General features: G+C 66.1%; 13 protein-coding genes. 3 read left to right on the forward strand and 10 right to left on the reverse strand.

Annotation, left to right across the window (positions count from 1 at the left end):
• The first annotated feature begins 249 nt into the window (after window positions 1-249).
• Entirely contained in the window at window positions 250-732 is a 483-nt protein-coding gene (locus EDF58_RS06915; protein WP_132264212.1) for an RNA pyrophosphohydrolase, read from the forward strand.
• 57 nt (window positions 733-789) lie between these two features.
• Here the strand turns inward: EDF58_RS06915 and EDF58_RS06920 are convergent, their stop codons facing one another.
• From EDF58_RS06920 to EDF58_RS06935, 4 genes are all read right to left on the reverse strand, one after another.
• Window positions 790-1,332 carry a tetratricopeptide repeat protein gene (locus tag EDF58_RS06920; protein ID WP_132263758.1) on the reverse strand — a complete coding sequence of 181 codons (543 nt, stop codon included), beginning with the start codon at window positions 1,330-1,332 and terminating at the stop codon, window positions 790-792.
• 13 nt (window positions 1,333-1,345) lie between these two features.
• Window positions 1,346-2,518, reverse strand: coding sequence for an RsmB/NOP family class I SAM-dependent RNA methyltransferase (locus tag EDF58_RS06925; protein ID WP_132263760.1), 1,173 nt, complete (start codon window positions 2,516-2,518; stop codon window positions 1,346-1,348).
• Between the two features lie 22 nt (window positions 2,519-2,540).
• Window positions 2,541-3,998 carry an IMP dehydrogenase gene (gene guaB, locus EDF58_RS06930; protein WP_132263761.1) on the reverse strand — a complete coding sequence of 486 codons (1,458 nt, stop codon included), beginning with the start codon at window positions 3,996-3,998 and terminating at the stop codon, window positions 2,541-2,543.
• 110 nt (window positions 3,999-4,108) lie between these two features.
• Entirely contained in the window at window positions 4,109-5,668 is a 1,560-nt protein-coding gene (locus tag EDF58_RS06935) for a M28 family peptidase (RefSeq protein ID WP_132263763.1), read from the reverse strand.
• A 210-nt stretch (window positions 5,669-5,878) separates the two neighbouring features.
• On the opposite strand from EDF58_RS06935, the gene EDF58_RS06940 reads away from it, so the two are divergent.
• Complete coding sequence (locus EDF58_RS06940) at window positions 5,879-6,742, forward strand: neutral zinc metallopeptidase (RefSeq protein ID WP_132263764.1); 864 nt, start codon at window positions 5,879-5,881, stop codon at window positions 6,740-6,742.
• Between the two features lie 73 nt (window positions 6,743-6,815).
• Window positions 6,816-7,454 carry a hypothetical protein gene (locus EDF58_RS06945; RefSeq protein ID WP_243654104.1) on the forward strand — a complete coding sequence of 213 codons (639 nt, stop codon included), beginning with the start codon at window positions 6,816-6,818 and terminating at the stop codon, window positions 7,452-7,454.
• Window positions 7,455-7,512: 58 nt separating this feature from the next.
• On the opposite strand, the gene EDF58_RS06950 is transcribed toward EDF58_RS06945, so the two are convergent.
• The 6 genes from EDF58_RS06950 to sdhC form a co-directional block, all read right to left on the reverse strand.
• Window positions 7,513-9,213, reverse strand: coding sequence for a M56 family metallopeptidase (locus EDF58_RS06950; RefSeq protein WP_132263766.1), 1,701 nt, complete (start codon window positions 9,211-9,213; stop codon window positions 7,513-7,515).
• Entirely contained in the window at window positions 9,210-9,608 is a 399-nt protein-coding gene (locus EDF58_RS06955) for a BlaI/MecI/CopY family transcriptional regulator (protein WP_132263768.1), read from the reverse strand. Before EDF58_RS06955 ends, EDF58_RS06950 begins: the two co-directional genes overlap by 4 nt.
• Before the next feature lie 53 nt (window positions 9,609-9,661).
• Window positions 9,662-10,255, reverse strand: coding sequence for a DUF308 domain-containing protein (locus EDF58_RS06960; protein ID WP_132263769.1), 594 nt, complete (start codon window positions 10,253-10,255; stop codon window positions 9,662-9,664).
• A gap of 147 nt (window positions 10,256-10,402) precedes the next feature.
• Entirely contained in the window at window positions 10,403-12,211 is a 1,809-nt protein-coding gene (gene sdhA / locus EDF58_RS06965) for a succinate dehydrogenase flavoprotein subunit (RefSeq protein ID WP_132263771.1), read from the reverse strand.
• Entirely contained in the window at window positions 12,211-12,594 is a 384-nt protein-coding gene (gene sdhD, locus EDF58_RS06970; RefSeq protein WP_132263773.1) for a succinate dehydrogenase, hydrophobic membrane anchor protein, read from the reverse strand. Before sdhD ends, sdhA begins: the two co-directional genes overlap by 1 nt.
• A 12-nt stretch (window positions 12,595-12,606) precedes the next feature.
• The gene (gene sdhC / locus EDF58_RS06975) at window positions 12,607-13,002 is read right to left on the reverse strand and encodes a succinate dehydrogenase, cytochrome b556 subunit (protein WP_132263774.1); all 396 of its coding nucleotides are present in this window, start codon (window positions 13,000-13,002) and stop codon (window positions 12,607-12,609) included.
• Window positions 13,003-13,178 lie beyond the last annotated feature (176 nt).

The following is a 13,178-nucleotide window of genomic DNA, read 5'->3' on the forward strand; positions in this document are numbered from 1 at the left end:
TTTCCCGTTCACCAGACTATGCTGGCTTACTATCGGTGCAAACCGGAAAAATGCCCGGCGCGGCAGACCGCGCGCGGCGGCGGATCAGATCCCGGATCTGGGGCCGATCATCGGTTAGCGGACTGGGAACCATAGATCGCGCTGGCATTGCGCGAGCGCTTGGGCCATTCTACGGCCATGCGCTCCGGTAATCCCGCCGCCGATTTCCGAACCTCGCTTCTCCCAACGATCATGGAATACCGTTCACCGATGAAAGACTTCGCGTCCCTGCCCTACCGCCCCTGCGTCGGCGTCATGCTCGTCAATTCCGACGGCAAGGTCTTCGTCGGCAAGCGGATCGACACCAAGGAAGGCGACTGGTGGCAGATGCCCCAGGGCGGCGTCGACGATGGCGAAGACCTCAAGGCCGCCGCCCTGCGCGAGCTTTGGGAGGAAACCGGCGCGACCGAACAGCACGTCACCATGCTGTCCCAGACCCGCGAAGAGCTGTTCTACGACTTGCCTGACGAACTCATCGGCAAGTTGTGGAAGGGCAAATATCGCGGCCAGCGCCAGACCTGGTTCCTCGCCCGATTCGACGGCAAGGACGCCGACATCGATCTCGAAGCCCATACGCCGGCAGAATTCGCCGACTGGAAATGGATCGAGCCGGAATTGCTGCCCGACCTGATCGTGCCGTTCAAGAAGCGCGTCTATCGCGCCGTTCTGGAAGAATTCCGCGCGCTGATCTGATTCGCAGGTCTATCGATCGGGCTGACCGGCCCGATCGAACCTGCTCCTGCCGAAAAATCAGTTTTCGGAAACGACCGGCTTGGGCGCCGTCGCTTCGGCAGTCATGACCCGAGTCGCGGGAACTTTGGCGATGGCGGCGGCGAGCTTTTCGGTTTCGGCGCAATCCTTGCCGCAAAGCGTCTGGAGCCGCGCCAGGTTGCGGCTCGCCTTGTCGGTCGCGCCCTTTTCCGCCAACGCCATGCCTTCGCCCGCCAGAGCCGCGACATTGCGCGGATCGCTGGTCAGCGCGACGCGATAGTAATGCAGCGCCTTGCCCTGAAGCCCCTGCTTGCGCGTGGCATCGGCCAGGGCCAGCAGGACGGGAACGCTGCCGGGTTCCACGGTGAGAGCGGCTTCATAGGCATCGATGGCGCCATTGACGTTGCCCGCGTCGACAGCAGCGCGCCCTTCGGCCATCAGGGTCGCAGCGCGGGGATCGAGCGCCGCGGCGGGCTCGGACAGGATGGCGCTGGAAGAGATGGCAACAACAAGGGATAGAGCAATCGCGGCAGGCGTGTAACGCATCAAAATGTCCTTGGCCGAGGGCTTCGTCCTCATCATGACGCCGACGCTATCACAGCCGTTCGAAGCGCGCGACGAAAAAGCCATCGGTCCCGTCGTGCCACGGCGACAGCCTCAGCCCGGCTCCGCGCTGCGTACCGACTGGCAGGACGGGCGCTGCCGCCTGCCATCCGGGATTGCGCTTCAGGAAGCCATCGGCCTGGTTCGCGCCTTCCTCGTCCAGCAGCGAACAAGTGACGAAGACCAGCCTTCCTCCCGGCCGCACCAGCTGCGCGGCCACGTCGAGCAGACGGGCCTGCACGGCCGTGTAGCGGGCCAATTGCGCTTCGGTGAGCCGCCAGCGCGCCTCGGGATTGCGGCGCCAGGTGCCGGTGCCCGAGCAGGGCGCGTCGACCACGACCGCATCCGCCAATTCCGCGAAGCGCTGGAGAGCCTGCATTTCCTTGTTGGGATCGAGGAGCACGGTTTCGATCCCGGTCGCCCCGGCGCGCTCGGCTCGCGGGGGCAGGCGCGAGAGGCGGGCCCGGTCGGCATCGCAGGCGATCAGAACACCGCGATTTTCCATGGCCGCTGCCAGAGCCAGGGTCTTGCCCCCTGCCCCGGCGCAAAGATCGATCACCGTTTCGCCGGGCCTTGCGGCCACGACTTCGCAGGTCAGCTGCGAGCCGGTGTCCTGAACTTCGATGGCGCCCTGGAGATAGGCCTCGGTCTGCTCGATGCGGGTTTCGGGAGGATAGCGCCAGCCGTGGGCCGCTTCGGAGCGTTCCCCGCCCTCGGGAAGATCCAGGTCACCCTGGCGGAGCGTATTCACGCGGATGTCCAGCGAAGCGCGGCCCAGCAAGGCTGCCGCGTCGCGTTCGGAGACGCCGCTGCCGGCAAAGCGATCGACCAGCCAGCGCGGGGCGAGCCCGGCTTCGGCCACCGGCTCGTCTGCAGCGATAGCGGCGGGCCCATGCCCCTCCCCATCGAACAGCGCGGCCAGTCCCGGATCTTCGGCCGCGACGCGAAGCATGGCCGCGCGCCCGGACTCCGGAATCTCACCGCATACGCGTATCGCCCGGTACGCCAGTTCGCGCACGGCACGGCGATCCTTGCTGCCGGCAAAGCGCCGCGCGCGAAACCAGTCTGCGATCAGTCGGTCGGCCGGCGCTCCGCCGGCACGCGCGGCGTCGATCACGAGATCGAGGATCTCGATCGCCGCCTGAACGCGCGCGCCCGGTGTCATGCCCTTGTGCCGCCCTGCGCGATCAGCGCGACGGGTAGTTCGGCGCCTCACGCGTGATCGTCACGTCGTGGACGTGGCTCTCGCGCAGGCCGGCATTGGTGATGCGCACGAACTGCGCGCCCTTGCGCAGATCCTCGATCGTGGCCGAGCCGGTGTAGCCCATGGCCGCCTTCACGCCGCCGACGAGCTGGTGAATGACGTCCTTGGCGGGACCCTTGTAGGCAACCTGGCCTTCGATGCCTTCGGGAACCAGCTTCATCTGGTCCTTGATGTCGCCCTGGAAATAGCGGTCGGCCGAACCCCGGCCCATCGCGCCCACCGAACCCATGCCGCGGTACGACTTGTAGGCGCGGCCCTGGTAGAGGAACGTCTCGCCCGGCGCTTCCTCGGTGCCGGCCAGCATCGAGCCGACCATGATCGTCGATGCCCCGGCGGCGAGCGCCTTGGCCGCGTCGCCCGAAGTGCGCAGGCCGCCGTCGGCAATCACGGGGACGCCCGACTTGTCGGCCTCTTCGGCGGCATCCATGATAGCGGTCAGCTGCGGCACGCCGACACCGGCGACGATGCGCGTAGTGCAGATCGAGCCCGGCCCGATGCCCACCTTCACGCAGTCCGCGCCCGCGTCGATCAGCGCACGCGCCGCTTCGGCGGTGGCGATGTTGCCGGCGATGACCTGGGCCGAGTTCGACAGCTTCTTCACGCGCTCGACCGCGAGCGCCACGTCCTTGTTATGGCCGTGGGCGGTGTCGATCACCACGACGTCGCACTCGGCGGCCAGCAGCGCCTCGGTGCGGGCGAAGCCCTTGTCGCCCACCGTGGTGGCGGCGGCGACGCGCAGGCGGCCGGCGGCGTCCTTGGTGGCGTCCGGGTAGGTGACGGCCTTTTCGATGTCCTTCACGGTGATGAGGCCGACGCAGCGGAAGTCGTTGTCGACCACCAGCAGCTTCTCGATCCGGCGGGCGTGCAGCAGGCGGCGCGCCTCGTCCTGATCGACGCCGAGCTTCACCGTGGCGAGATTCTCATGCGTCATCAGCTCACGCACCGGCTGTGCCGGGTTGGCGGCGAAGCGCACGTCGCGGTTGGTCAGGATGCCGACCAGCTTGCCCGAATTCTCCACCACCGGGATGCCGCTGATCCGGTTCGCGAGCATGATGGCCTGCGCTTCCCCAAGCGTGGCATCGGGCGAAATCGTGATCGGGTTGACGACCATGCCGCTCTCGAAGCGCTTCACGGCACGGACCGCCGCGCACTGTTCCTCGATCGTGAGATTGCGGTGCAGCACCCCGATGCCGCCCAGCTGCGCCATGACGATGGCCATGTCGGCCTCGGTCACGGTGTCCATCGCGGACGAGATGACGGGGATGTTGAGCGCGATGTCGCGCGTGAGGCGGCTGCGGGTATCGGCCTGCGTCGGGACGATGTCGGACTTCGCGGGACGAAGCAGTACGTCGTCGAAAGTAAGTCCGAGCTGGATATCCATGAGCGCCACCATAACCTTTACCGGGGAGAATCGTGGCGGCCCATGTAATCAAAGGGGGGCGTCAGGGCTAGAGCCTTTTCAAGCGCGGCTTCGGGCCAGGACGAAACGGCTCACTTGCGCTTCTTCTCCCCGCCCGTGACGGGAGGCCCTACCGGATTGACCGGCACGCGGCGCAAATCGCCGAACCACCTGCCGAGCGCCGTCAGCATCTTCACGTCATCCACCGCCCCGCCCAGTTCGAGCGGATGATCCATATGCGCCAGGTCGTCGCTGGGCCGGTGGTAGTCGCCATCGAAAAAGGCGCGCATGCGGGCGATGTCGCCATAGGCCGTCGTCACCATGACCGCCGGAATGTCGTGCTGGATCAAGGCCCAGCCGTCCTGCCGCTTGAGGTATTCATTGGCGTCGTCACCCGCGCGCAGCTTGAAGCGCTCGGCCTTGGCGACCTTGGCGATTTCCCCATCCAGTGCCGTCATGCCCCGCCCGACGATGGCGAAGGGCGTGCCGCGCGGGGCAATGGCGATCGAGTCTATATTGAAGGCGGCAACGATGCGCTCGGGCGGCAGCGGCGGATTTTCCGCAAAGGCGTGCGCGCCGAGCAGACCGAGTTCCTCGGCCGTGGTGGCCAGGAAATAGACGTCGCGATCGAGCTGCGGCCCGCGCGACAGGCGGCGTGCCACTTCGGTAAGCGCGGCCACGCCGCTGGCATTGTCGATCGCGCCGTTGCAGATCACGTCCTCGGCGGGTGCCTCGCCGCATTCGCCGAAGTGATCCCAATGCGCCAGGAACAGCACGGCACCCGAATCCGGTCTTCTGCCGGGCAGCTTGCCGATCAGGTTGTGGGTGTGGATCGTGGTTTCGCGGGTTGTCGCCTCCAGCGAGGCGGTAAGGTCCAGCGTCAGCGGCACGAAGTCCTCCTTCTCGGCAGCCGCTTCGAGACTGGCGAGCGAACGGGAGGTACCCTTGAGCAACGCCGCCATGGCCTCGCGCGTGATGAAGGCTTCCAGATCACCGCCCAGCGCATCGTCGGACAGCGCATAGCCCGTGCGTTTGCGCCGCGCCGCGACCTGCTCGAGGCTGCGGTCCCCGTCGAGCACGGTCAGCACCGCCGAAGCGCCGAGCGCCAGCAGGTCGTTCTGCCGCTCTCCGTCGGGCGTGTCGCCATCGAGCACGACGGCGACGCGGCCCGCCAGTTCGTTGCGCGTATAGTCCCGGCCCCGCCCCTTGCCCAGGAACAGCATCGGCACATTGCGCACGAGGCTCCGCTTGCCCGAAGTCAGCACCAGCACGCCCTCGGGCGAAACGGTGCTGCGCGCGCCCTTGCGCAGGAAGCGCGCCATCGAAGAGGAAGGCTCGCGCGCGACAAGGGTGACCGGGGCGAACCATTCGTGACCCGGGTCGTTGGTGCCCGAAACCAAGCCGATGTCGAACCACTGCTTGCCAAGATAGCGCAAGGTTTTCGCCTCGCCGTCCGTGCCGGGCTCGCGGCCGTCGAAATCGTCGCTGGCCAGAACCTCGATATGGGCGCGCAAACGCGAGGCCAGTTCCTGGTCGGCGCGTGAGATCGCGGAAAGCAGAGGATTGCTGCTCAACAGCAGTGCGCCGAGCGCCACCGCGCCGGCCGCACGGGCCAGTGCCGCCCGATATCCCCTGTCGTGTCCCCTGTTCATCGCGTCGCTGCCTATACGATGGAAATCGGCCGGCTGTTACATTTTCTCGCAAGTGTCCGAACAGGAAGACACTTTTGTGGCCGCAAGGCAACGCCGGAACAACTTGCCCGAAATTCGATTGAACAGGCCTTAGGCCTATGGCTAGTCTGGAGCGCCCTGCTCCGGATCTGCGTGCAAGGCGGCAGGCCTCTTCGGAAAGGATCACATACGATGCGGCTCGACGAGTTCGACCCTGACAATATCCGGGTCAGCCAGGGTGGTCGCAGCTTTCCAGGAGGACGCGGCGGCAAGATGGGCTGCGGCTCGCTGGTCATCGTGCTGATCGGCGCACTGGTCTTCGGGGTCGATCCCGGACAGATGCTCGGCACTCTGGACAGCGTCCAGCAGCAGCAGGCGCCCAGCCAGATCGAGCCCGGCCAGCCGAAGGATACGTCCTCCATCTGCCGTGAAAACGCCTATTCCCTGGAATCCTGCAACGCCCTGTCCTCGCTGAACAGCACTTGGCAGCCCTTGTTCCAGAAGGCCAACACCGCCTTCGACCAGCCAAACCTGCACTTCTACAACGGCTCCGACCAATCGGGCTGCGGCGCCGCACAAAGCGCGATGGGCCCGTTCTACTGCCCCGCAGACCAGGGCATCTACATAGACACCAGCTTCTATGACGAACTCGACCGCAAGCTGGGCGCCAAGGGCGATTTCGCTCGGTACTACGTGGTCGCCCATGAGTACGGCCACCATATCCAGCACCTCCTCGGCCTCGATGCCCAGGTCCGCCGCGCCCAGCGCCAGAACCCGCAGCAGGCCAACGCCTTGCAGGTAGGCATGGAGCTTCAGGCCGATTGCTATGCGGGCGTCTGGGCAGGCCGAAACAAGGACCGCATCGAGCCCGGCGACATGGAAGAAGGCCTCACCGCTGCCAGCGCCATTGGCGACGATACGTTGATGAAGAACGCCGGGCAGCGCGTAAGCCCCGAGAGCTTCACTCACGGCTCCAGCGCCCAGCGTATGCAGTGGCTGCGCCGCGGTCTGGAGACAGGGAACGAGGACGCCTGCGACACGTTCAACCAGAAGTAAGACGAACCGAGGCTGGCGTTTCCCTCCTTCCCCGTGGGTGCGACCGCGCCGCCCGGGGTAACAGGAGGAAACTATGCGCCCCATTCTGATCATGGCCGCCATGGCCGGAACGCTGGCGGCCGGCGCCGCCGAGGCGCGTCAGGACAAGCCGATCACCAGCAACGAACCCAGCGCGGTGGATATCGCCAAGACGCCGGTGACCGACCTGAATCTGGAAAAGACCGACATTCCCCCGGTCCTCATCACCGCCATCAAGAAGCCCTACGATCTCAGCGCTATGCGCTCCTGCAAGCAGATCGGCGCGGCGGTGACCGAGCTGGACGGCATCCTTGGCGATGACATCGACCTGCCGCAGGACGCACGCGACCGTGTCAGCACCGGCCGCATGGCGAAATGGGTCGTCAGCTCCTTCATCCCCTTCCGCGGTCTGATCCGCGAAATCTCCGGCGCCAACGCGCAGGAGCGCGCGGTGCTGGCCGCCGTCCAGGCCGGCGTTGCCCGTCGCGGTTTCCTCAAGGGCGTAGGCGCCGAGCGCGGCTGCAAATATCCAGCCTCACCTGCCACGGCCGCGGTCATCCAGGCCAAGGAACTCAAGCAGCATCAGGAAGACGCCAGGAACGGCGACAAGAAGGATGCCGCGGCTGACGACAAGACGGCCGCAAAGGACGGTGTCGCCTACACGGCGCAGCCGGTGGTCCAGAAGGTTCCGTGAACCCGGAAACGGCGCAGCGGCGGCGGATGGCCCGTGAAGCCTCCGCCACCGGGCGTGTTCAATCCGCCTCGCCGATCATCCCGGCCCGGGTCGCGGCCATCTCCTTGTCGAGCTCCGCAACGATCTGATCGCGCACCATCGCGTCGAGCGCGCGGTTCGACGCCACCGAGGCACGCGCCGAGGACATGGCCTGGATCGCGGCATTCATCGCCTGGCGCGGCGCGCCGGTGCAGACGTGCTTGCTCGTCCCTTCCGGATTTCCCCCCGATGCCGGCTTACGATCGGCTGGGCAGGTGCTGTCGATCGTGATCGTCTTCTGCACCTGGCGGCGACCGCCCTCGGTCTTGTGCAGGATGCGAATAGTCTGGATCCTGCCGTCGGCGCTGGTGGTCTGCTCCACCACCGGGACGTTGCGCATGCGTTCGGCCATCGCCGCCCGGTAGTCGCCCGTCGCGGCCCGGCGAACCGCGTCCATGCTCTCGTGCGAAGGCGGGGCGGGCGGGGCTGGAGGAACGGGCGGTGCAGGCGGCGCAGGCGGCACGTCCAGGCGGCCGAACTGCTGGGGCGCCGTTGCAGCGGACCAGGGGACCGGAGGGGCCTCCGGAACGCTCATGGTCTGCGGAGCGGGCGGCTGCGGCGGCTCGGGGGGGACCGGCCAAGCCTCGGCCTCGTGGGATGACGGCACAGCCGGCGCGGCGGGGACCGCGGGCACAGGCGCGTCTCCCGGAACGTAGAGCGCTTCCGTGGGCGCTTCCGGTACTACCGGCACTTCCTGGTCATCCATGGCCGCATAAGTGACGGTTGCCGTGCAAGGCACCGCGACGACCGCAAAAGCAAACAGGCTTCGCGCCATCACGCGCCGGGTCGGCGAGACGTCCATGGTGCTTAGCGCCTTGAGGCGCTGGATGATCGGCTTCTCACCTGCCAGGGCTCCGGCGATCGGCGCGGCCAGTGTCAGGCGCGTACCCGCGGTGAACGATGCGATCACGCGGCCATAGCGCGCGCGAACTTCACGGTCGCACCCGGCCATGACACGCGCATCGCAAGCCGCTTCCTGGTCGGCGCGCAGCGCGCGCCAGGCGGCCCAACCCAGCGGATTGAACCAGTGCAGCGCGAAGAGCGGTTGCAGCACCATGAGCGCCAGAAGGTCGTTGCCGGCGTGATGCTCGAGTTCATGGGCAATGGCGAAATCGGAGCTTTCCGAATCGACCGTCGCCAGGAAACCTTCCGGAAGGGCCACGATCCGGTCCCGCACCCCGAACGCCAGCGGTGCGGCGGCGGCCGGGGTCTCGACGATACGAATATCCCCGGCGTGGGCCACCTGGCGCGCATCGGTCAGCAGTTCCGCGCGCATCAGCCGATAGTTGCGAAACCGCTGCACCAGGAAGATCGCTGCGCCTGTCAGCCAGATCGCCAGCAGCAGCGAAACCCAAGGGATTTGCGTGAGCAGGCCGGGATCGACGGAGCCGGTTGTCGCATCGGAAACGGGCATGTCCAGCATCGTGGCGGCCGGATCGATGACAGGCGCCGGCATCATCGGTTGGGCTGCCGCCGTCACGGTCTCGATGGGAACCTCCGGCCGAGCGAATATGCTGCGCGGGAGGGCGAGCGGCGGCAAGACCAGTCGCAGCACCGGCAATGCCCAGAGTGCATAAGCGGCCGCGGGGCCGAACCAACGCGAAACCGGGCGGCGGACCAGCAGGACCAGCGCCATCAGCGCGCCGGTCATCACAAGCGTATCGGTAAGCCATTCGATCATGACTTCAGCTCCTTCAACAGGGCTTCGATCTCGGCAATGTCATCTTCGGTCAGGGCGTCGGATTCGGCAAGATGCGCGAAAAGCGGTGCGGCGCGGCCGCCGAACAGGCGGTCGACAAGGCGGCGGCTTTCGCTGCCGACGTAGGATTCGCGGGCGACGCGGGGGGAGTAAAGAAAGCGCTTGCCGTCAGGCTCGGTGGCGAGAGCCTGCTTCGCCACGAGGCGGGACAGCAGCGTCTTGACGGTGGCCAGGCTCCAGCCGCGCGGGGTGCAGACCTGTTCGCATACTTCGGCGGCGGTAAGGGGGCTGCGCTGCCACAGCACCTCCATCACCGCATGTTCGGCATCCGAGATACGCTCGGGCTGCTCAGGGGACTCGGACACCGGGGCCTCCATCGTTTACATACGTAATCGACTACGCTTGTAAACATGAACGCCAGGTGAACGTGTCAGCGCGACAGCTTGCGGAGCGACATCGCCAGCATGATCAGGAAGACGCCGCGAACCACGAGGCTGATCATGATGATCACCGCCAGAAACGCCAGCCCGGTCGCCGGGTTCGAGAACAGCAGGATCAGGCCGAGCACCACGTCGAGCACGCCAAGGAACAGCCGCCAACCGCGATCCATCCGCGCCTTCAGCGCGAAGGCGATCTGGAATCCGCCCGAAACCACCAACCAGGCGCCGATCGCCCAGACCAGCGAAAGGGCACCGGCCACGGGGTTGAGAATGGCGAAGATGCCCGCGATCAGCGCCAGAAGGCCGAGCAGGACTTCCACCCAGCGGGCGCGCTGCGACAGGGAGGTCCAACCGGAGGCAATCGCCGCAATCCCGTAGATCACCAGGACTACGCCGATGAGCAGTCCGGTCGCCACGCCGGCGACAAGTGGATTGGCAATGACGATCAGCGCGATCAGCAGCAGAAGCAGGCCGTAGGCGAGCACCCAGCCCCATGCCTTCCCGCTGGCCTGGGCCAGAGTATTGACCAGGGGATCGTTCTCGACGTGCGGTTCGAGTAGCGGATCCATTTCGGTGCGAGTCATGCCCCTGCCTCCAGCGTTGTCAGGTATTCCCGCTGGACAATGCACGAAACCCGGTTCGGTTTCGGCACCAAGGTGCAATTGTGAACGCAAAAAGGGCGGCGCACCTTCCGGTACGCCGCCCTTTGCAAGTCATTCCGACGAAGCGGATCAGTACACGCGAGCCTTGGGCTTGATGTACTCGATGTCGTCAGTGAGCGTATATTCATGGACAGGACGGTAATCGAGACGGACTTCACCGCCCTTGCCGCCCCAACCGTTGAACCAGCCCACGGTGTGCTTCATCCAGTTCGCGTCGTCGCGGTTCGGGAAGTCCTCGTGCGCGTGAGCGCCGCGGCTTTCCTTGCGTGCCTGCGCGCCATGTAGCGTGACCGAAGCCTGCGAGATCAGGTTATCCAGCTCCAGCGTTTCCACCAGGTCCGAGTTCCAGATCAGGCCGCGATCGGAGACCTTGATGTCCTGCATGCGGTCATAAGTCTTGGCGAGCTGGTTCTTGCCTTCGACCATGAGTTCGTCAGTGCGGAACACGGCGGCGTGGCCCGACATCGTGCGCTGCATCTCGGTGCGTACTTCCGCCGTCGACGAACCGCCGTTGGCATTGCGGAAGTGATCGAGGCGGGTGAGCGCCAGATCGGCCGAATCCTTGGGCAGTTCCTGCTGGGCTGCGCCCGCCTTGACGATTTCCTTGAGGCGATGGCCGGTGGCGCGGCCGAAGACCACGAGATCGATCAGCGAGTTCGAGCCCAGGCGGTTGGCGCCGTGGACGGAGACGCAGGCCGCCTCGCCCACCGCGAAGAGACCGGGCACCACGGTGTCCGGATTGCCGTCCGGACCGATGGTGACGACTTCGCCGTGATAGTTACAGGGAATGCCGCCCATGTTGTAGTGCACGGTCGGGACGACCGGCAGCGGCTGGCGGGTAAGGTCCACGCCTGCGAAGATCTTGCCGCTTTCGGTGATGCCCGGCAGACGCTCCGCCAGCACCTTGGGATCGATGTGATCGAGGTGCAGGTAGATATGGTCCTTGTGCGGGCCGACGCCGCGGCCTTCGCGGATTTCCAGCGCCATCGAACGCGACACGACGTCGCGCGAGGCGAGGTCCTTCGCGGAAGGCGCGTAACGCTCCATGAAGCGCTCACCTTCGGAGTTGGTGAGGTAGCCGCCCTCGCCGCGCGCGCCTTCGGTGATCAGCACGCCCGCGCCGTAGATGCCGGTGGGGTGGAACTGCACGAATTCCATGTCCTGCAGGGGCAGGCCGGCGCGCAGCACCATGCCGCCGCCGTCGCCGGTGCAGGTATGGGCCGAAGTGGCGGTAAAGTAGCTGCGCCCGTAGCCGCCGGTGGCAAGCACGACGGCCTGCGAGCGGAAGCGGTGGATCGAGCCGTCATCCATGCAGAGCGCGATCACGCCGACGCACTTGCCGCCGTCCATGATCAGGTCGATGGCGAAGTATTCGATGAAGAAGTCCGCGTCGTACTTCAGCGACTGCTGGTAGAGCGCGTGCAGCATGGCGTGGCCGGTACGGTCCGCGGCGGCGCAAGTGCGCTGCACCGGCGGGCCTTCGCCCATGTTCTGCATGTGGCCGCCGAACGGGCGCTGGTAGATCGTGCCGTCGGCATTGCGGCTGAAGGGCACACCGGCGTGCTCCAGCTCGTAGACCGCCGCCGGGGCTTCGCGCACCATGTATTCGATGGCGTCCTGGTCGCCCAGCCAGTCCGATCCCTTGACGGTATCGTACATGTGCCAGGTCCAGTGGTCCGGCGTGTTGTTCTGCAGCGAGGCGGCAATGCCGCCCTGCGCCGCAACGGTGTGCGAGCGGGTGGGGAACACCTTGGTGATGCACGCGGTCTTCAGGCCGGCTTCGGCCGAGCCCATCGTGGCGCGCAGACCCGAGCCACCGGCGCCGACGACGACGGTGTCATAGATGTGGTCGATAATCTTGTAGGCAGGGGCGGACATCAATGGGCTCCCAGCGCGAGGCGGATGACGCAGAACGCGCCGAAGGCGATGCCGCCGCAGGCAGCAAGGTTCAGCGCGGCAATGCAGGCGAACTTGTTGGCGTGATCGTGGACGTAGTCCTCGACAAGAACCTGGAGACCGATGCGCGCGTGCCAGAACGTCGTGACGACGAGCAGGATCATCATCACGGCCGGGACCGGGCGCGCCATCCATTCCGCGACCGACGCATAGGTCAGGTCAGGAAGGAGAAGGATCGAGACGGCCAGAAACAGCACCGAAAGCAGGTTGCCGATGGCGGTGAAGCGTTGCATCAGCCAGTGATGAACGCCGGTCTTCGCCGAGCCGAGGCCGCGAACGCGGCCGATGGAAGTTCCGTTACCCATGTTTCCCGTTCCTCAGCGAAGCAGCAGGATCGCCCAGAAGGCGACGGTGGCGAGCACGCCCAGGATCGGGCAGACGATCGACCAGGTCTTGTTCGTCTTAAGTTCGAAGCCGCCGCCCACGTCGAGCACGAAGTGGCGCAGGCCGCTCATCATGTGGGTGAAGAACGCCCAGGAGATGCCGACGAGGACGATATAGCCGATCGGCGTCGTCATGACCTTGCTGAAAGTCTCATAGGAGGCCGGGCCGCCCGCGAGAGCGCCGAGCCACCACAGCAGAACGCCGAGTCCGGCGAACGCCATTCCGTCACCGGTCACGCGGTGCAGAATCGAGACGAACATGTGAGGGCCCCAACGCCAGATCTGGAGATGGGGCGAAAGCGGACGGTTCCTGGTGCCGTCTTTGGCCATGGCTCTTTCGAATCCCTTTTGCCTTGTGCAGCAGCCCGAGGCTGCCCCTGTCGAAAGTCCCCTTAGACAAATCACCGCTTGGCGCAAGTTCTGCGAAGCACATCGCGGATGCATCGCACACAACAGCCTGCTACCCCTCTCGCTCGCCGCGCGCTCGGCTCGTCGTGTGGCCGAAC

Source organism: Novosphingobium sp. PhB57, from assembly GCF_004342985.1.
GTDB lineage: Bacteria > Pseudomonadota > Alphaproteobacteria > Sphingomonadales > Sphingomonadaceae > Novosphingobium.

Coding starts and splice junctions, on each gene's coding strand:
- EDF58_RS06915 (WP_132264212.1), top strand. CDS start 250: ATGAAAGACTTCGCGTCCCTGCCCTACCGCCCCTGCGTCGGCGTCATG.
- EDF58_RS06920 (WP_132263758.1), bottom strand. CDS start 1,332: ATGATGAGGACGAAGCCCTCGGCCAAGGACATTTTGATGCGTTACACG.
- EDF58_RS06925 (WP_132263760.1), bottom strand. CDS start 2,518: ATGACACCGGGCGCGCGCGTTCAGGCGGCGATCGAGATCCTCGATCTC.
- guaB (WP_132263761.1), bottom strand. CDS start 3,998: ATGGATATCCAGCTCGGACTTACTTTCGACGACGTACTGCTTCGTCCC.
- EDF58_RS06935 (WP_132263763.1), bottom strand. CDS start 5,668: ATGAACAGGGGACACGACAGGGGATATCGGGCGGCACTGGCCCGTGCG.
- EDF58_RS06940 (WP_132263764.1), top strand. CDS start 5,879: ATGCGGCTCGACGAGTTCGACCCTGACAATATCCGGGTCAGCCAGGGT.
- EDF58_RS06945 (WP_243654104.1), top strand. CDS start 6,816: ATGCGCCCCATTCTGATCATGGCCGCCATGGCCGGAACGCTGGCGGCC.
- EDF58_RS06950 (WP_132263766.1), bottom strand. CDS start 9,213: ATGATCGAATGGCTTACCGATACGCTTGTGATGACCGGCGCGCTGATG.
- EDF58_RS06955 (WP_132263768.1), bottom strand. CDS start 9,608: ATGGAGGCCCCGGTGTCCGAGTCCCCTGAGCAGCCCGAGCGTATCTCG.
- EDF58_RS06960 (WP_132263769.1), bottom strand. CDS start 10,255: ATGACTCGCACCGAAATGGATCCGCTACTCGAACCGCACGTCGAGAAC.
- sdhA (WP_132263771.1), bottom strand. CDS start 12,211: ATGTCCGCCCCTGCCTACAAGATTATCGACCACATCTATGACACCGTC.
- sdhD (WP_132263773.1), bottom strand. CDS start 12,594: ATGGGTAACGGAACTTCCATCGGCCGCGTTCGCGGCCTCGGCTCGGCG.
- sdhC (WP_132263774.1), bottom strand. CDS start 13,002: ATGGCCAAAGACGGCACCAGGAACCGTCCGCTTTCGCCCCATCTCCAG.